Raw genomic sequence first — 19,108 nt, 5'->3', positions numbered from 1 at the left:
ATAATATTAGGGCGTATATTAGGAAAAATATAAAAATTGTTAATGATTAAGAAAATAAAATCGGCAATAAAAAAAATATATAAACCGGAACTTTTAAGTGCGATAAAATGGAGTTTTATCGGTCAAATTATTACTAGATTACTTAATATTTGCTCTACTATTTTTATGGCGAGGCTTATGTTGCCACCAGGTTACGGTGTATATTCGTATATAATTGGAACTTTAGTTTTCTTTAGTACTATTGTAGGGTTGTCGATAAGGACTACGAGTACTAGGAATATTGCGGTTCTACTGAAGAGTGACAAAGTAAGTTTTGAGAAATACGTAAAAGTTACTCTCGTTACTGGAAATGTTTTGGGAATTCTAGGGATGATATTAGCGATTACTTTTTTACTTATAAGTAAAGATAATCATGTCGTAAACCTATTAGGTTTTAAAACTTTACTTTTTTCAAGTGTAGCGATTTATACTGAAATTTTTTATGGATTAATTTTAGGAATATTAGGAGGAGTGACTCAATTTAAGTTGATTAATATTCTAACAATACTCTCAAGTTTGTTCAAGTTTTTAGTGTCTTATTTTATGTTTTTGCAATGGGGATTAAGAGGTGCAATTATTGGCTGGGTGTTTGTGTCATTATTGTTTGTAGTTATAGCAATGCCTATATTGAAGAGGTCAATTCGTAATTTAGTGTCTTTTCCATTAAGATATAGTTATAGTGATTGTAAGAAGGAATTAAAGTTGTTTTTAGAAATAACACTCCCAATTTCTATAGAAGCAGGGTCATTATTGTTGTCAATGTGGTTTATTCAAACTCTTTTTCTAAATAATGAAGAAACTGGAAAGTATGAATTAGCAATTTTTAATGTTGCAAATCAATGGAAAGGTATGGCATTGTATGTACCTGCAATTTTAATTAATTTGCTGCAGCCTTTTTTTTCAAGTTTTCAAAATGTTGAAGAAAATAGTGAAATGAAGACTCTGTTTTTGAATACGAGGAAATTAGTCTTAATTATATCCATACTTATAACAATATTTTTATGCTTATTTTCAAATACAATTATTGATTTTTTCGGAAAAGGCTATGAAGGTGCAAAAGAGGTATTATTAATTTTGATATTTCCAACGGTGATTATTGGCGTTAGTAATCTTTATCGCGAGTTATATATTAGTAAAGGTAAAGTATGGATTATAGCATTAAACAATATAGTAATTGCGATTTTTATTACGTTACTTTTTCTTTATTTGAGAAATTTGTTCTCGCTATCATTTGCGTATTCGATTGCGGCAGGATTAGGGGAGTTTTTACTTTTATTTCTATATGTTTTAACTTTTAAAAAAGCGAAAATTTTTTAATGAAAAAGAACTTTATATATATTGATATGTATTGTATAGAAAGCCATCTAGAATTTAACAAAATTTATTTAGAGGCCCTAGTAAAAGCAAATGTTAATGTAAAATTAGTTGTAAGTACTGAATATCTGTCCAAACTTGGCTTTTCAAGAGAAAATCAATTATTCGAGACCCCTAAATTTTTATTCAAGAATTTTAAATCATACGGAGTCTTGAATCGATTTATTATGCTTTGCCAATGTTTATACATAAACTTTAGGCTGTTGTGGTACAAAAAGGAAAAGATAATAATCTCTGGTTATGATGAATTGGTACTTGCATTATGTTTTGGTTTTCCGCCGTCTATTTTAATTAACCACAATAATATTGATGGATTGTCAAATAGATTAAAAAGATATGCCTTTTTACATTTAGCAAAAAGGCATACACATTTGGTTTTTAACAATTATATACATCAGAGAATATTGGATTTAGGTGTGTATAACAGTATTTTAAAACCTCATGGATTGCCAAGGAAGTTGGAATATAATGATACCGTTAATGATGATCTAGACAAGATTATTTTTATTCCTTCCATAAGTAATGTAGATGATTTATTTTTAGTTGATTTGTTTAATTCAAAAAAAATAATAGAATTTCTCGAGAGGTATAATGTAAAAATTGTAATTAAAGGTAATGGAGTTTCAAATAGCCCTCATTTAATTTTCACTAATAAATTTTTAAGTAGAAATGAATATAATTTTTATTTGAATAAAGCTGAACTAATTATTTTACCATATTCAATTAACTTTGAATATAGGGTTAGTGGAGTATTGCATGAGTGTATTGCAAATAATAAAAAGGTTTTAATGTCAACTATACCTTCTTTTTTAGAGTATTCAGATTTTTTTGATTATAATCCTTTCTTTAGCGATGTTGATGAATTGGCTATTAAGATAAGTTATATGTTTGAAAACAAAAATGATTTTATCGCAGTGAATAAAAATGTAGATAAATTGAGAGTTCGTTTTAATTTTAACGATTTTCAATGACAAAATTAAATCAATACATATTATTTGTTTTTGTTACTCTAGAGGTATTGTTGTATAATAGATTTTTTGCAGTGCAGGCTGCTGTATCAATTATTGAGTACTTATTTATTTTATTTGTTCTAGCAAGAGATTTTAAAAAAGGAACTTTATACTTTATTGCTTTTTCGCTTCTTGCAATGGGAAAGTGGAGCTATGTCATCACAGAAGAAATACCATTTAATTTTTGGGGTTTAAGATTTTTTAACTTTTCAGTAAATATTTTTTTATCGTTATTTATTTTTTTAAGGTTAATTCTTAAATATAAGAAAAATATAGATTTTGATTTTGTAAATAGAAATCGTTTAATTTTTATTTACTTGGTTTTCACTTTTGTTATTGGTTTATTTTCTACTTTGTTTGGCATAAATTACCATGACGATTTTATTTCTGATGTTTTTGTATCTATTCCAATAATAACATCATTCTATTTAATTTCTATTTACTCACATAAAGAATTGCAAAATCTTGCTGTATTGTGTATAAAGTTGACAACTTATAGCATGCTTTTATCTTACCTTTTTAATATTGAATTTGAATATTCCGAAGGAGAGTATTTTGTTTTGATGAATAGCTTTGCTTTCATAGTACCATTTTCAATTTTTTTTTTCAGGAAGTACTTGAAAAAAGAAGAATATATTATACAAGTTTGTGTTATTGCTTTTCTTTTCATTACTGGAAAAATCTTCTTAAGCGGAAAATTAATGATCATTATAGTTTTACTTATATTATGGTTAATTTATATAAACCGTAAAAGTACAATTGCCATCGCTGTAGCAACTTCATTGTTTTTAATTACACCAGTAATAATCGAGGGAGTAACAAATTATGTTAATTCAAATGTTGTTTTGCAATGGAAATTTAAACAAATCGAAAGTGGTTTGAGTAACTATAATAATTTGATGTTAACAGAAGGGAGCTTGGGAAATCTATTTGCGGAGGGTTATCTTATACAAGATCATTTTAAGCAAAACAAACGTTATTTTGTCATGGGAAAAGGTTTAGGTGCTGGTATACCTGATAAATTTCAACTGCTTTCTGTTACTGCAGGGGCTGGTGGTTACAAAATTGAAGATTTGAATAGGAATAATTATCATATTATGCATTTATCACTTCTAGATTTAGCGTTAAAAGGAGGGTATTTGTGGGGTGCATTATTTATTTTTTTTGTATGTCGTTTTTTCTTTATGGGTAATATTTTTTCATTTGTAACATTTATATTGTTGTTCATGGTTTACTACACATCAAAGGAAATGATTTTAATAACTGTACTATTTTATCGATTATCAATTTTTAACAATTCAACTAGAAAATTAATATAAAAGGCTTATACAATGCGAAATCAAAATATACTATATGTGTGCGTAAATGATGGCTCAGACACTCGGGTTATTAAGGAAATTAGTACCTTAAGTAAAGAGTATAAGGTTTTTTATTTGGGTATCGGTACTAAATCAGAATCGTCATTTTCATTGGAGATGACTGAGCAACATATTCTCATTTCGGGAAGTCATAAATCAATAGGTACTATATTAAAATTGGTTTGGCAGTTAATTTTATTATTATACAAATTCAATTTTAAAAAAGTTCATGTGGTTGACGAGCAACTTTATTGCTTTATATTTCCACTATTAATAGGAAAGAGGGTCACTTTAGATATTTTTGATTCTTATTTTTTAAAACTCAATCTTCCTGGGAATAAATTTTATCTCTTGAAAAGAATTATTTATGGTTTGCCAAGAAAAATAATTGTAACAGATGAAAATAGATATAGTTTGTTACCAAAATTTGCACAAGAGAAAGCAGTAGTAATACCGAACGTCCCCAGGTTTGCAAAGTATTTTAAGAAGCGGAACACCAATGATTATTTAACGATTTGTTATTTTGGGTCTCTTAATAAGGATAGAGGTACATATTTTCTTGAAAAATTATTGCATTATGACGATAATATAAAAGTTATTGCGGCTGGTTGGTTAACAGATGATTACACTAAGTTATTTGTCAATCATCCTAGAGTTACTTTTCTGGGAATAAAAAAACAAAGTGACGTAAATGCTATTTTAGCAGAGAAAGGAGATTATTTATTGTCAGTTTATCCAGTAAATAATACAAACAATATTTATGCTAGTCCAAATAAAATATATGACGCAATACAGACACAAACGCCAATAATCATAAATAGTGAAATTTTTGTAGCGTCATTTGTTAAGAATATCAATATAGGATATGTAATTAAAAACTCGCTAAATATTGATTTCGAAAAATTGATTTTTGAATTGAAAGAAAAAAGGAATAGTTACTCATTTAATGATAAATTAGTAGAAGAGTATAGCTGGGAAAAGTATGAAACGAAATTATTAAATTTATGAAAGAATACCAAATATGTACCAACTGCATTATGGACACATCCGATTCAAAGATAATCTTTGATGAAAAAGGAGTTTGTGATCATTGTAATGATTTTTACGTAAATGTGAAACCAAATTGGCATACTGACGAAAAGGGAAGAGCTGAAATGGAAGCGGTAGTAGAGAAGATTAAAAAAGAAGGGGAAGGGAAAGACTTTGATTGTATTTTAGGAATGAGTGGTGGAGTGGATAGTTCTTATTTACTACATTTGGCAGTAAAAGAATTAGGTTTAAGGCCATTGGTTTTCCATGTAGATGGAGGATGGAACTCGGAACTGGCGGTTCATAATATACAGGTGATGGTTGATAAATTAGGGCTTGATTTATATACAGAGGTAATAAATTGGGAAGAAATGAAAGATTTTCAGTTGGCCTTTTTTAAATCGGGGGTGCCTCATTTAGATATACCGCAAGATCATGCATTTGTAGCTACACTTTACAATTTTGCCAATAAATACAATATTAAGTATATTTTAAATGGAGGGAATATTTCTACGGAATGTGTTCGTAATCCTATGGAATTTCTCTATTATGGTACAGATATGGCTCAAATTCGTGATATAAGAAGACAATTTAGCACCAATAAAATGGAAACGTATCCATTTAGTCCTGTCTTGAAACATAAATTCTATTTAAGATATATTAAAGGTGTTCAGGTTATAAAGCCTTTAAATTTCATGCCATATGTAAAAGAAGACGCTTTGAAAATGCTTGCTAAAACTTATGGGTGGACACCTTATCCTCAAAAGCATTTTGAGTCTCGTTTTACTAAATTCTATGAGGGATATTGGTTGCCTGAACGCTTTGGTTTTGATACTAGAAGAGTTCAATATTCAAGTTTGATTTTAACAGGCCAATTAAAAAGAGATGAAGGACTAGAAAAAATGAAGAAGCCTGCTTTTAATCCAGAAACTATTGAAGAGGAATTTAAATATATAGCTACAAAATTAGGGATTAGTGTAGGTGAGCTTAGAAGTTATTTTACTGCACCAAAAAAGTTTTATTGGGATTATAGAAATCAACTTTCCATGTTTAAAACTGGTGCCAAAGTTTTGAAGTTTCTAGGTATAGAAAGATCCATTAAAAGATGATAACAATTATAGATTACGGTTCGGGAAACATCAGAGCAATCGGAAATATTTACGACAAGCTGAATGTAGCTTATAGGATTGCCAGCACTCCAGCTGAGGTTGTTGGAGCGGAGAAAATTTTTTTACCGGGAGTAGGTGCTTTCGATGAAACTATCTCAAAATTAGATAGTACAGGTTTTCGAGCGGTACTGGATAAGGAAGTTTTGGAAAACAAAGTACCAATCATAGGAATTTGTGTAGGTATGCAAATATTAGCAGAGAGTAGTGAAGAAGGTTCTCTTAATGGGTTGGGCTATATAAAAGGGAAAGTTAAGAAGATAGATGCTTCTTTATTAAATCAAAAACCAAGATTGCCACACTTAGGCTGGAATTCAATTGAAATAAATCATCCTAGCCAATTACTGAAAAATATAGATCCTGAATTTGGGTTCTATTTTTTACATACCTATTATTTTGAATGTACTGATAATAATGATGTTTTAACTACAACTACTTATGGCAAGCCCTTTGCCTCAGCAGTTAACCATGAAAATGTTTACGGCATTCAATTTCATCCGGAAAAAAGCCATCAAAATGGTATAAACTTACTTCATAATTTTGCTAAATTATAATGCTTAGATCAAGAATAACACCATGTCTTTTAGTTCACAAAAAAGGATTAGTCAAGACAACCCAATTTAAAGACCAAAAATATGTTGGAGACCCACTCAATGCAGTAAAAATTTTCAACGAAAAAGAAGTAGATGAATTAATTGTTCTCGATATTGATGCAACAGTTGAGCAAAGAGGTCCTGATTTTGAACTTATAGAGAATTTGGCTATTGAATGTAGAATGCCTTTTTGTTATGGGGGAGGTGTCACAACTGTTGAACAAGCCAAAAAAATTATCAGTCTTGGTGCAGAAAAAGTAGCTTTGAGCTCTGCAGCGGTTCAAAACACTAAAATACTAAAAGAAATTGGTGAAGCAGTCGGTATACAAAGTGTTGTGGTTGTATTAGATATTAAAAAGAAAAAGCTTTTTGGGGGCTACGAAATAGTGACGCACAATGGAAAAAAAGTTGCAAGTCAAAAGGTAAATGATTTTCTTAAAGAGTTAAGTGAAATTGGTATTGGAGAATTAGTAATCAATTCAGTAGATCATGATGGTAAGATGGAAGGTTTCGATTTTAAATTATTTGATCTGATACGAAATGAAACCGAGATGCCAATGACCATAATGGGAGGAGCTGGTAAGTTGGAAGACATAAAAGAGGCTATAAAACGATATAAAACTATTGGAGTTTCAGCAGGGAGTCTCTTTGTTTTTAAAGGGAAATATAGAGCAGTTTTAATCAATTATCCTAATTTAGAAGAAAGAAAAGCATTATATCAATTATAAATATACATGAAACAAATCATACAATCCTTTAAAACAGGACAAACCATATTAGAAGAAGTTCCAGCGCCACAAGTTGCAAAAGGTAGCGTATTAATACAAACCACCCGTTCTTTGGTTTCATTAGGAACAGAACGTATGTTAGTTGAGTTTGGGAAATCAAATCTAATCTCAAAAGCGCGTCAACAACCCGATAAGGTTAAGCAAGTTTTAGATAAGATTAAAACAGAAGGGTTAATGCCAACATTAGAAGCTGTTTTTAATAAGTTAGGCGAACCGCTTCCATTAGGCTATTGTAACGTAGGAAAGGTTATTGCCATCGGAGAAGGTGTTAATGAGTTTAGAGTAGGTGATCGTGTCGCTTCTAATGGGCAACATGCCGAGTTTGTTTCTATTCCTAAAAATTTAGTAGCGCATGTACCCGATAATGTTACTGATGAGCAGGCTGCTTTTACAGTAATAGGTTCTATTGGTTTACAAGGAATTCGTTTGTTGAATCCAACATTAGGCGAAACCATAGTAGTAATCGGTTTAGGTTTGATTGGTTTATTAACGGCTCAATTATTAGTAGCTAATGGATGTAAAGTTATTGGTGTTGATATTGACGAAAGTAAATTAACTTTAGCAAAACAGTGGGGAATTACCCCTTTTAACCCCAGAAATGGTGATGTTGTAAAATTTGTGGAAGAAAACACAAACGGAATTGGTGTTGATGGAGTGATTATCACTGCTTCTGCAAAAACGGATGAAATCATTTCGCAAGCGGCTAAAATGTCCCGTAAGAGAGGGCGAATTATTTTAGTTGGCGTAATTGGTTTAAATTTAAGCAGAGCTGAGTTTTACGAAAAAGAATTGTCGTTTCAAGTTTCCTGTTCGTATGGTCCAGGAAGGTACGATGAAAATTATGAGAATAGAGGTGTCGATTATCCTTTGCCTTTTGTAAGATGGACAGAAAAAAGAAATTTTGAAGCCGTTTTACAAGCGATTGCATCCGGAAAATTGCAAGTCAATGAAATGATTACCGAAATAATTCCTTTGGATAATTATTTGCAAATCTATGGAGAGATTGGTTCCAGTAAATCAATTGCTTCTATCTTAAGATATAATGAAGGCGTTGTTGTACCAAAAAATACCATTCAATTAAAGGAAGCTGATTATTTAGGTCAAAAAGGAGTTATTGGAATAATTGGTTCCGGTAATTTTACTAAAATGACTATGCTGCCTGCATTAAATGGTAGTGGTGCCAATTACAAATACATTGCCAGTAAAGGTGGAGTGAGCGGTACTGCCATGGCTCAAAAACATGGTTTTTCTCATTCAACCACCAATGTGGATGATGTGTTAAAAGACAGTGAAGTAGATTTGGTTTTAATTACAACCAGACATAATCTGCATGCAGGAATGACTGTGAAATGTTTGGAAGCAAATAAGCATGTTTTTGTTGAAAAACCTTTAGCACTAAATACGGAAGAATTAGTATCCGTTATTTCAGCACAACAAAAATCGGGTAAAACAGTAATGGTTGGGTTTAATAGACGTTTTTCACCTCATTCTGAAAAAATGAAATTACTATTAGGGAATTCTCAAATGAATGTCATTGCCACAATGAATGCAGGTACTATTCCGGCAAACGTATGGGTGCATGATATGCTAATGGGTGGAGGTAGAATTATTGGAGAAGCGTGCCACTTTATTGATTTAATTACTTATTTGACAGGAAGTAAAGTAAAAGCCGTTTGTATGAATGCCATGGGTGTTAATCCTGAAGAGAATACAGACAATGCTACTATTTTATTAAAATACGAAAATGGTTCTACAGGGGTTATTAATTATTTTTCAAATGGTTCCAAGGCCTATTCAAAAGAGCGTGTAGAAGTTTATTCGCAGGAAAGAACTTTGGTTATGGATAATTTCAGAAAGACAGAAGGTTTTGGTTTTAAAGGATTTTCAAAATTGAAAACCAAATTAGATAAAGGGCATAAAAGTCAGTTTCATAAATTAATCAATCAAGCTAAAAATGGTGGGCCAGCTTTAATTCCATTTGAAGAAATTGTTAATACGACTAAAGCATCATTTGCTGCTATTGAAAGTTTAAAGGCGGGTAATTGGATAACGATTAAATAACAAATAGTGAAGCTGAAATTAGCACTTCAATTTATTAAAAATATGGGTATGCGATATACTGTATATCGCATTCGTCATGAAATTGAAAAAAAAAGTGGGGTCTTGATAAAGCGTCATCCAATGCGTGGTGAAGTAAGACATTTTATTTCCTTGGCTGAATTGCGTTCTTTGCCATTTTTTTTCAAGACTAAAGAAGAAATGGTTCTTCCTAAAGGACTCGTGCCTGAATTAATGGCTAAAGCAAAGAGGATTTTGAAAGGCGAAGTTTTGTTTTTTAGTAAGGAATGGTGGGATTTAGGGTTAGATTATGATTGGGTTAGCAATCCAGAGTCTAAATACCGCTATGACAGCACAATGCATTGGTCACAAATCTCGGATTTATCCAGCGAAGCTGGAGATATAAAATTTGTATGGGAAAAATCAAGATTCAGCTATTTACTAACTTTAATCCGATATGATTTTCATGCAAATGAGGATTTATCGGAATTTGTTATGACTGAAATAGAATCCTGGATTGATGCTAATCCTATTAATCAGGGACCTAATTGGCGCTGTAGCCAGGAAATTTCGCTTAGAAATCTGAATTGGCAGATTGTTTTAACGTATTATAAGAACAGTCCGGCATTGACAGAGGCCCGTTGGCAGAAAATTCAGAATGTAATTTATTGGTCGTTGCATCACGTATATAATCATATCAATTTTTCGAGAATTGCTGTACGTAACAATCATGCTATAACGGAAACTTTATTTCTGACATTAAGCGAATTGTTTTTTCCATTCATTCCAGAAACAAAAAAATGGGCTAAGAAGGGAAGAAAATGGTTTGAAGAGGAAATAGCCTATCAGATTTATGAAGATGGTACTTTTTTACAATTTTCGATGAACTATCATCGTGTGGTTATTCAATTACTTACTTTAGGGATTTCTGTTACTGAAAAAGCGAACCGCCCCTTCAGTAAAATGATTTATGAGAGAGCTTATAAATCTACAGATTTTTTATACCAGTGTTTGCAAGAAGAATCGGGTTGGTTGCCAAATTATGGTTCTAATGACGGTGCTTTGTTTTTCCCGTTTTCAGATACCGATTATAGGGACTATCGCTCACAATTGAATTCGTTACATTATCTATTAACGGGTATTGTATTATATGAAGAGGAAAAGCTAGCATCAGAAATAGAATGGTGGGGTATTACAAAGGGCGTTAACCGTCATTTTGCAGTACTTGAAAAAGAGGACGGGATAAAGGAATTTTCTATTGGAGGGTATTACCTAATACGGGATGATGAAACATTTACATTTATTCGTTGTGGATCTCATAAAGACCGACCTGCTCAATCAGATAATCTTCATTTGGATATCTGGGTGGGCGATAAAAATATTTTACGGGATTCCGGAACCTATAAATACAATACAACGGAGGAGTATTGTAATTATTTTACCGGAACAGCAGCACATAACAGTGTGATTGTAAATGGTCAATCACAAATGCTAAAGGGAAGTCGCTTTATCTGGTATTTTTGGACCCAATCTATAGCGGCTAAGGTTACTGAAAATATAGAAAGTTATAGGTTTGAAGGTCGTATCAGCGCTTTTCAACATTTGGATAAAACAGCCATACACAAAAGAGCTGTTAGCAAACTTAAAGGACAGCACAAATGGATTATTGAAGATGTTGTTTTAGGACTGAAGGGGATGGAAAAGAAACAAATCTGGCATCATGATAATTATTGTATCCAAATTTCTGCAAAGGAAGAACAGCAGGTTTTAAAGGCAGAAAGTGCCTTGTCTTATAAATCAGATTATTATGGACAACTAAATAAAGGGAAGGCAACACAATTTAAATTTGACAGTAAGATTACAACCGTAATAGCATATAATAATTAAGATAAGATAAGATGAGAATACTATTACTCCACCAATATTTTTTAGAGGAAGATGATGCTGGTGGTTCCCGCTGGAATGAAATGACGAAAACATGGACTGATCAGGGACATGAGCTTACTGTTATAGCGGGTATGATGCATTATGGAGGTCATGAAAAAAGACCTGAATATAAAGGGAAATACTTTGTTAAAAAACAACAAGGTAAGGTACTGATTCATCGTACACATGTTTCAGAATCGTACAATAATGGTTTTCTAGGACGTCTTTGGGGGTATTTTTCTTTTATGTTTTCTTCTCTATGGGCCGGATTATTTAAAGTTAAAGGAAAATTTGATGTGGTGGTGGTCACTTCACCGCCCTTGTTTGTAGGAGGTAGTGGTTACTTAATTTCTCTGTTTAAAAATATCCCAATGGTTTTTGAGATCAGGGATTTATGGCCGGAATCGGCTATAGATACAGGGGTACTTAAGAATAAATGGGTCATTAAGATGGCTTTTGCTTTTGAAAAATTTATTTATAAAAAAGCAACATTAATCAATGTTTTGACCCCTGCATTTTACAAAACGCTCCATGAAGTTAAAAATGTTCCTGAAAATAAGTTGTTGATGATTCCAAATGCAGCTGACTTTAGTTTGTCTGAAGAGTTACTTCAGAATTTTGACAGATTAAGTTTTCGGAAAGAACACGATTTGGAAGATCGGTTTGTGATTACTTATGTGGGAGCACATGGAGTTGCTAATCATTTGGAGCAAATTTTAGATGCCGGAAAAGTATTAGAGGATACCAAGGTACTTTTTTTGTTGATTGGTCAGGGAATGGAAAAAGAGCGGTTAAAGCAATTGGCTTTGAATAAAAAAATAGAAAATGTCCGATTCGTCGATCCTGTGCCTAAAAAAGAAGTGTTTAAGTATATATTGGCCTCCGAAATGGGTGCTTCAGTGTTAAAACGAGTAGATACTTTTAAAACGGTTTATTCCAATAAAACTTTTGATTACTTCTCTTGTAAAGTTCCTATACTGATGGCGATAGATGGCGTGTCCAGAGAATTGATAGATGCTGCAAAAGCAGGCACATATGTCGAGCCTGAGAATACAAATGAATACAACAGAATTATAAGAGAGTATTTGTCGAATCCTCAACGTTTAGAAGAAGAGGGGAAAAACGGCTATTTATATGCGAAACAAAATTTTGATAGAAATGTATTGGCTAAGCGGTATCTAAGCAGTATTGAAAAATTATAAAAATGTATAAAAACTATTTTAAAAGACTCTTTGATTTCACAGCTGCCTTAGTCGGTATTGTTTTATTGAGTCCCGTTTTTATTCTGGTGATGATTGGCTTGTATTTTACCAATCAAGGCAAGCCTTTTTTCTTTCAATTACGCCCAGGGTTAAATGGGGTGATCTTTAAGATTGTCAAGTTCAAGACAATGAACGATAAAAAAGATACTTATAGGAATTTATTGCCAGATGCCGAACGATTGACTAAAATAGGAAGTTTTGTTCGTAAAACATCTTTAGATGAATTGCCCCAACTTTTAAATGTAATTGTAGGTGACATGAGTTTGATTGGACCAAGGCCTTTGCTTCCTCAATATCGGGACTTATATTCTCCTTTTCAAAACCGCCGTCATGAAGTAAAACCTGGGATTACTGGTTGGGCACAAGTTAATGGAAGAAATGCCATTTCTTGGGATAAAAAATTCGAATTGGATGTTTGGTATGTGGATCATGTTTCTTTAGGTTTGGATATTAAAATCCTATTCAAGACAATTCAAAAGGTAGTTAAAAGCGAAGGAATAAATGCTGCAGATGCGGCGACAATAGAGCCTTTTAATGGATAGTAAAATATATTTATACGGAGCGAGCGGACATTGTAAAGTAGTTGTAGATATTCTAAAATCTAATAGCGAATCAATTGAAGCCATTTTGGATGATAATCCAAAAGCAGAAAGTTTATTTGGCATTCCGGTTTTCCATACAATTGATTGCAAAGATTTGAAGGATAAAAAGGTTCTTATTGCCATAGGAGATAATAGTATCAGGAAAAAGATTTCTAAATCAATAGATACTCATTTTCATACTGCGATACATCCCAAGGCAATTGTTTCCTGTTTTTCAGAGATTGGAGAAGGTACAGTGGTGATGGCTGGAGCAATAGTAAATGCAGCGACTTCCATTGGGAAGCATTGTATTGTTAATACAGGAGCAATAATTGAACACGATTGCCTAGTTCATGATTATGTGCACATTTCACCCAATGCAGCTTTGGCTGGTGGTGTCGTTGTAGAAAAAGGGAGTCATATTGGTATCGGAGCTTCGGTAATTCAAGGAATTAAAATTGGAAAATGGGCGATGATTGGTGCTGGAGCTGTTATAATAGAAGACATACCAGATTATGCCGTAGTAGTTGGTAATCCAGGTAAAGTAATAAAATTTAAAGAGAATAAATCAAATGAACAATTCTAAAATATGGCTTTCCTCTCCGCACATGGGTGGAAGCGAACAAAAATTTGTAAACGAGGCTTTTGATACGAACTGGGTAGCGCCTTTGGGGCCCAATGTAAATGGCCTCGAAAAGGATCTGGAAAATTACTTAGGCAATGAAGCTCATGTAGGGGCTTTAAGTTCTGGAACTGCAGCCATTCATCTTGGTTTGATTTTGCTTGGAGTTCAGGCTGGTGATACTGTGCTTTGTCAGAGTATGACCTTTTCGGCTTCAGCAAATCCTATTTTATATCTTGGAGCTACTCCTTTTTTTGTGGATAGTGAGAAGCAGACCTGGAATATTTGTCCTGTAGCTTTAGAGGAAGCGATCGTAGACAGTATTGCTAAAGGTAAGAAACCAAAGGCTATTATAGCGGTGCATTTATATGGTGTTCCTTATCAAATTGAGACCATTCAGTCCATTTCGACTAAATACAATATTCCAGTTTTGGAAGATAGTGCGGAAGCTTTAGGAAGTTCTTATAAAGGACAACAATGCGGTACTTTTGGTGATATTGGGGTATTGTCTTTTAATGGGAACAAAATCATTACCACTTCAGGAGGAGGCGCTATTGTTACGAAATCAAAAGAGATAAAAGATAGGGCGGTATTTTTTGCTACCCAATCCAGAGATAATGCACCGCATTACCAACATTCTGAAATTGGTTATAATTATCGAATGAGTAACATTTGTGCCGGAATTGGACGCGGACAAATGGAAGTTCTTGATGATCATGTTGGCTTGCGTAGAAAGATGCATGATTTTTATGTGGAATTATTCAAAGACATTGATACTGTGACGGTATTTACGGTGCCGAATGATGATTATTTTTCTAATTATTGGCTGTCGGCAATTGTAATTGAACCGAATGCAGAACTAGGAATTGACAGAGAAGCTTTGCGACTGGCTTTTGAAGCAGCCAATATTGAATCACGACCATTGTGGAAACCGATGCACTTACAACCAGTTTTTGAGAGTTATCCTTATTATGGAAATAAAGTAGCGGAAAGCCTGTTTGAAAATGGATTGTGTCTGCCATCTGGGTCTAATCTAACGGATGAAGAGAGAGAGCGAATTGCGGAGGTGGTGAAGAGTTTTTTTTGTGCAAAGTGAGTTTTGAGTAGTGGGTTCTAGGGTGTTATTTTGCGAGAGAATATAGAGTAAAGAATATGTTATGGGTCAAAGGAGATTTTTTCTTCTTTGACCTTTTTTTGTGAGTTGTCGGTTGTCTGTTGTGGGGTATCGACTTCCAGAAGCTATTGGGGAGTCTATCGTCTGCCGTTGTCTGGTTAATCCACAAATGTTTCTTTTAAAATATCTTTAATTTTTCGAAGTTCTTTTTCGGTTAGATTTCCTAAAACTTTAATTATTCTTCGTCTATTGGGATAAGATAAAGAGATATACTTTGTATACAATACAGTATATATTTGATTAATTAGCTAGTTTTGCAAATAGTTTTACGAAATCCATATAATAGTAATCACTACTAACGAAAAAGAAGACTTATAACTTCAATCCAACTTTTGTAACAAAATGAGAATAGAAAAAACGGCCCTTAAAGATTTACTAATTATTATTCCTGTTGTTTATAATGACGAGCGTGGTTATTTTTTTGAAGCCTATAGTAAGACTAAGTTTGAAGATTTAGAGATTGCTATTGATTTTGTACAGGATAATCAGTCTTTTTCTAAGAAAGGGACTTTGAGAGGATTGCATTATCAAAATCCTCCTTATGCTCAGACCAAGTTAGTTCGTGTGTTGGAAGGCGCGATTATTGATGTTGCTGTAGATTTACGAAAAGATTCGGCTACTTATGGGAAGGCATTTAGTGTTTTGTTATCTGCTGAGAATAAGAAGCAATTGTTCGTTCCCCAGGGTTTTGCCCATGGGTTTTCGGTTATCAGTGAGACGGCTTCCGTAATGTATAAATGCGATCAGTTTTATCATAAAGAGAGTGAGGGCGGGATTCGTTTTGACGATCCAAGTCTCGCTATTGATTGGGGAATTGATGTAGCGGATGCGATTGTATCGGAGAAGGATTTGGTTTTGCCTTTTATTGAGGATTGTAATAGTGGGTTTTAGGGAGTGTTTAGTGTTCAGGGATTAGTATTGAGACGATGACTGGCGAATGGAGAGAAATTATTTTTCTTTTTCTTTTGCCTTGATGCAAAAGAAACAAAAGATCAAGCCTGAAAATTTAAAACTTAAAAACTACCTCAAAACTATGTTCCGCAGCCCGAGCCGTTCGCCTTTCAGGCTCATCTCGCGGACTGCTGCCACGTCGTTTTATCGTTGTTTTTCTACGTTTTTAATTTAAGGGCGGGGAGAGGAGTGGTGAAGATGGAGCTTTTCGTTACGATAGTTATAGAGATCAGTGATGATTGATGAGTAATGTTTAGTGTTCATGGAGCTTTCGGTTGTGAGTTATGGGTTGAAATTGAAAAGATTAAAAATTAAATGAAAAAAATAGTAGTTACAGGTGCTCAGGGGCAGTTGGGATCAGAGTTGCAGGTGTTGGCAGTGGATTATCCGCAATTTGAATGGGTTTTTACAGACCGGGAAGAGCTGAATTTATGTGATTTGGCTGGTTTGGAGGCGCAATTGGACGCTATTCATCCACAAATCATCATCAACTGCGCGGCACATACGGCTGTTGATAAGGCAGAATCAGAAGTAGAATTAGCGGATGTGTTGAATCATCAAGCAGTGGCTGTAATGGCAAAATGGAGTCACGCTAATGCTTGTCGATTGGTACATATTTCTACCGATTATGTTTTTGATGGGAATTCTTCCGTCGCCTTGACAGAAGAAGCACAAACCAATCCAATTAATGTGTATGGCGTTAGCAAATTGGCTGGAGAAAAGGCTTGTTTGGAAACGAATCCAGATGCTATTATCATCAGAACCTCCTGGGTATATTCCAGTTTTGGGAATAATTTTGTAAAAACGATGTCCCGATTGATGCAAGAAAGGGATAGCTTGAATGTGGTTAATGACCAAATAGGGAGCCCAACCTATGCAGCCGATTTGGCCGAAGCCATAGTAACGATAATCAATCATCCCAATTGGCAAGCAGGGATTTACAATTTTTCCAATGAAGGAGAAATCAGCTGGTATGAATTTGCTTTGGCGATCCAAGAAATAGGAGGATTTGAGTGTGAGATTAGTGGGATTCCAAGCTCGGCCTATCCTACACCAGCCAAACGCCCAGCGTATTCCTTATTGGATAAAAGTAAAATTAAAACTGCTTTTGGCGTTGAAGTGCCGGCATATAAGGAGAGTTTGAGGAGGTGTATTGGGTTGTTGGGTATTGAGAAATAGTGATTAGAAAGCTACGGAGGTAGTAGGTTCATGGTTGTCGATATTACGTACTTGTTTTTTATTGTGAATTAGTCATCAACTACTAATTAGATTTTTATGAAAGGTGAAGTTATTTTCTTTTTTGCTTGATCAAAAAAGAAACAAAAAAATACTCAGAATACTATTTAATTATGGATTCCGTGAATCTTCGATTTCAAGTCTTCGCTCCCTCGTCGGTCAAATTAGTTTTCGAAGTCTAAAACAAAAAAACTCGCTTCGCTCAAACAGTTTTTGTTTTTACGCCTTCTTCAAAGATTTGACGCTCGACTGCGGAAGCTAAGGACGATTGAATCTCAGAAATAATGGAATTTAATTTATAATTGATTATATTGTTTTTTAGAATGAAATTTTCCCTTGAACTGACAAATATTAAAATACAGAAATAGAAATGAAAAAAATATTAATTACCGGTGGGGCTGGTTTTATAGGGTCGCATGTGGTGAGGCGTTTTGTAAATAAGTATCCGGAATATCAGATTTTTAATCTGGATGCCCTGACCTATGCAGGGAATCTGGAAAATATAGCCGATATAGAAAAAGCAGCAAATTATACTTTCATAAAAGGCGATATCGTTGACGCTGATTTTATTGATGCACTTTTTGCTGAACATCAGTTTGATGGAGTTTTGCATTTGGCAGCCGAATCGCATGTGGATAGATCAATCACTGATCCGATGGCTTTTGTGAAAACTAACGTAATAGGTACAGTTAATTTATTAAACGCAGCCAAAGCCATTTGGAAAGACAATAGCGAAGGCAAACGTTTTTACCACATCAGTACCGATGAGGTTTATGGTTCTTTAGGGACAGAGGGTTTGTTTACCGAAACAACTCCTTATGATCCTAATTCGCCTTATTCGGCTTCCAAAGCCAGTTCCGACCATTTTGTACGTGCGTATGGTGAAACCTATGGTCTTCCTTTTGTTTTGACTAATTGTTCGAACAATTACGGGCCCTATCATTTTCCGGAGAAATTGATTCCGCTGTTTATCAATAATATCATTCAAAACAAACCACTTCCGGTCTATGGAGACGGAAAGTACACCCGTGATTGGCTTTTTGTAGAGGATCATGCCGTTGCAATTGACTTGGTGTTTCACGAGGGTGTAAATTACGACACTTACAATATTGGTGGTTTTAACGAATGGCAGAATATTGATTTAGTGAAATTGCTTTGCAAAATTATGGATGCAAAATTAGGAAGAGCAGCAGGAACTTCAGAGCAACTGATTTCTTATGTGAAAGACCGTCCGGGACATGACTTGCGTTATGCCATTGATGCCACAAAAATTAATCGGGAATTAGGATGGAAACCTTCGGTTACTTTTGAGCAAGGATTGGAAAGAACCGTGAATTGGTATTTGGAAAATCAGACTTGGTTGGATAATGTAACTTCGGGAGCTTATGCTTCTTATTACGAGAAACAATACGCGAATTAACTAGAATTGAAACGAATGGATGCTGCCAATGACGTTTTGGTGAAACTTAGAAATTAAGGCTTACCAATTTTCTTTTTTGCTTGATCAAAAAAGAAACAAAAAAATCAAGTCTCCGCTCCCTCGTCGGTCAAATTAGTTTTCGAAGTCTAAAACAAAAAAACTCGCTTCGCTCAAACAGTTTTTGTTTTTACGCCTTCTTCAAAGATTTGACGCTCGACTGCGGAAGCTAAGGACGGGATAGGAGTGATGTGAATAGTGTTCTGTTAATTTCCGTCACTTCGAGTGATTTTATAAAATAGCGAGAACTTTTTTATAAAATTGTATCGAGAAGTCCGGTGTAAAGGTCTCTTTAAAAAAAAACAATTAATTTAATCATAAAAGGTTGTTTTATATGGAGTTGACCAATTTTTTAAATGTACCAATATGGGATTGGGTATGTTGATTAATTTTGGTATGTCTTCATTAACTTATAAAAGAATGATTAATTTAAAAAATTCGAATTAATTCGTAAAATTAGTATA

16 protein-coding genes are annotated in these 19,108 nt (G+C 33.8%); all 16 read left to right on the top strand.

The genetic code is table 11. The annotated features are described in order from the left end of the window. Positions 1-42 precede the first annotated feature (42 nt). The 16 genes from ACMDB5_RS01715 (at position 43) to rfbB (ending at position 18,587) form a co-directional block, all read left to right on the top strand. A complete protein-coding gene (locus ACMDB5_RS01715) occupies positions 43-1,356 on the top strand; it encodes an oligosaccharide flippase family protein (RefSeq protein ID WP_413999314.1) in 1,314 nt (437 codons plus the stop codon). Then, positions 1,356-2,384 (top strand): hypothetical protein, encoded by a 1,029-nt coding sequence (locus tag ACMDB5_RS01710; protein WP_413999313.1) that lies wholly within the window; start codon positions 1,356-1,358, stop codon positions 2,382-2,384. Before ACMDB5_RS01715 ends, ACMDB5_RS01710 begins: the two co-directional genes overlap by 1 nt. Further along, the gene (locus ACMDB5_RS01705; RefSeq protein ID WP_413999312.1) at positions 2,381-3,742 is read left to right on the top strand and encodes a hypothetical protein; all 1,362 of its coding nucleotides are present in this window, start codon (positions 2,381-2,383) and stop codon (positions 3,740-3,742) included. The genes ACMDB5_RS01710 and ACMDB5_RS01705 overlap by 4 nt, the downstream gene beginning before the upstream one ends. A gap of 12 nt (positions 3,743-3,754) precedes the next feature. Beyond that, the gene (locus ACMDB5_RS01700) at positions 3,755-4,789 is read left to right on the top strand and encodes a hypothetical protein (protein ID WP_413999311.1); all 1,035 of its coding nucleotides are present in this window, start codon (positions 3,755-3,757) and stop codon (positions 4,787-4,789) included. Further along, positions 4,786-5,919 (top strand): N-acetyl sugar amidotransferase, encoded by a 1,134-nt coding sequence (locus tag ACMDB5_RS01695; RefSeq protein ID WP_413999310.1) that lies wholly within the window; start codon positions 4,786-4,788, stop codon positions 5,917-5,919. Before ACMDB5_RS01700 ends, ACMDB5_RS01695 begins: the two co-directional genes overlap by 4 nt. Next, a complete protein-coding gene (hisH, locus tag ACMDB5_RS01690; RefSeq protein WP_413999309.1) occupies positions 5,916-6,530 on the top strand; it encodes an imidazole glycerol phosphate synthase subunit HisH in 615 nt (204 codons plus the stop codon). Before ACMDB5_RS01695 ends, hisH begins: the two co-directional genes overlap by 4 nt. Next, positions 6,530-7,297, top strand: a complete 768-nt coding sequence (locus ACMDB5_RS01685) for an AglZ/HisF2 family acetamidino modification protein (RefSeq protein ID WP_413999308.1) — start codon at positions 6,530-6,532, stop codon at positions 7,295-7,297. The genes hisH and ACMDB5_RS01685 overlap by 1 nt, the downstream gene beginning before the upstream one ends. A 6-nt stretch (positions 7,298-7,303) precedes the next feature. Further along, a complete protein-coding gene (locus tag ACMDB5_RS01680) occupies positions 7,304-9,418 on the top strand; it encodes a bi-domain-containing oxidoreductase (protein ID WP_413999307.1) in 2,115 nt (704 codons plus the stop codon). Between the two features lie 48 nt (positions 9,419-9,466). Then, the gene (locus ACMDB5_RS01675) at positions 9,467-11,302 is read left to right on the top strand and encodes an alginate lyase family protein (protein WP_413999306.1); all 1,836 of its coding nucleotides are present in this window, start codon (positions 9,467-9,469) and stop codon (positions 11,300-11,302) included. Positions 11,303-11,313: 11 nt separating this feature from the next. Next, the gene (locus ACMDB5_RS01670) at positions 11,314-12,543 is read left to right on the top strand and encodes a glycosyltransferase family 4 protein (RefSeq protein WP_413999305.1); all 1,230 of its coding nucleotides are present in this window, start codon (positions 11,314-11,316) and stop codon (positions 12,541-12,543) included. A gap of 2 nt (positions 12,544-12,545) precedes the next feature. Continuing rightward, on the top strand, positions 12,546-13,145 hold the full coding sequence (locus ACMDB5_RS01665; RefSeq protein WP_413999304.1) for a sugar transferase: 600 nt from the start codon (positions 12,546-12,548) through the stop codon (positions 13,143-13,145). Continuing rightward, the gene (locus tag ACMDB5_RS01660; RefSeq protein WP_413999303.1) at positions 13,138-13,770 is read left to right on the top strand and encodes an acetyltransferase; all 633 of its coding nucleotides are present in this window, start codon (positions 13,138-13,140) and stop codon (positions 13,768-13,770) included. Before ACMDB5_RS01665 ends, ACMDB5_RS01660 begins: the two co-directional genes overlap by 8 nt. Further along, the gene (locus tag ACMDB5_RS01655; protein ID WP_413999302.1) at positions 13,757-14,902 is read left to right on the top strand and encodes a DegT/DnrJ/EryC1/StrS family aminotransferase; all 1,146 of its coding nucleotides are present in this window, start codon (positions 13,757-13,759) and stop codon (positions 14,900-14,902) included. The genes ACMDB5_RS01660 and ACMDB5_RS01655 overlap by 14 nt, the downstream gene beginning before the upstream one ends. 420 nt (positions 14,903-15,322) lie before the next feature. Next, positions 15,323-15,871: a dTDP-4-dehydrorhamnose 3,5-epimerase gene (rfbC, locus tag ACMDB5_RS01650; protein WP_413999301.1), complete on the top strand. Its 549-nt coding sequence runs from the start codon at positions 15,323-15,325 to the stop codon at positions 15,869-15,871. Positions 15,872-16,246: 375 nt separating this feature from the next. Continuing rightward, on the top strand, positions 16,247-17,110 hold the full coding sequence (rfbD, locus tag ACMDB5_RS01645; RefSeq protein ID WP_413999300.1) for a dTDP-4-dehydrorhamnose reductase: 864 nt from the start codon (positions 16,247-16,249) through the stop codon (positions 17,108-17,110). Positions 17,111-17,537: 427 nt separating this feature from the next. Continuing rightward, the gene (gene rfbB, locus ACMDB5_RS01640; protein ID WP_413999299.1) at positions 17,538-18,587 is read left to right on the top strand and encodes a dTDP-glucose 4,6-dehydratase; all 1,050 of its coding nucleotides are present in this window, start codon (positions 17,538-17,540) and stop codon (positions 18,585-18,587) included. Positions 18,588-19,108 lie beyond the last annotated feature (521 nt).

Source organism: Flavobacterium sp. W1B (assembly GCF_047344965.1).
Lineage (GTDB): Bacteria > Bacteroidota > Bacteroidia > Flavobacteriales > Flavobacteriaceae > Flavobacterium.
Note: the sequence above shows the minus strand (reverse complement) of the source record. Positions and strands in the feature narration are given on the sequence as shown.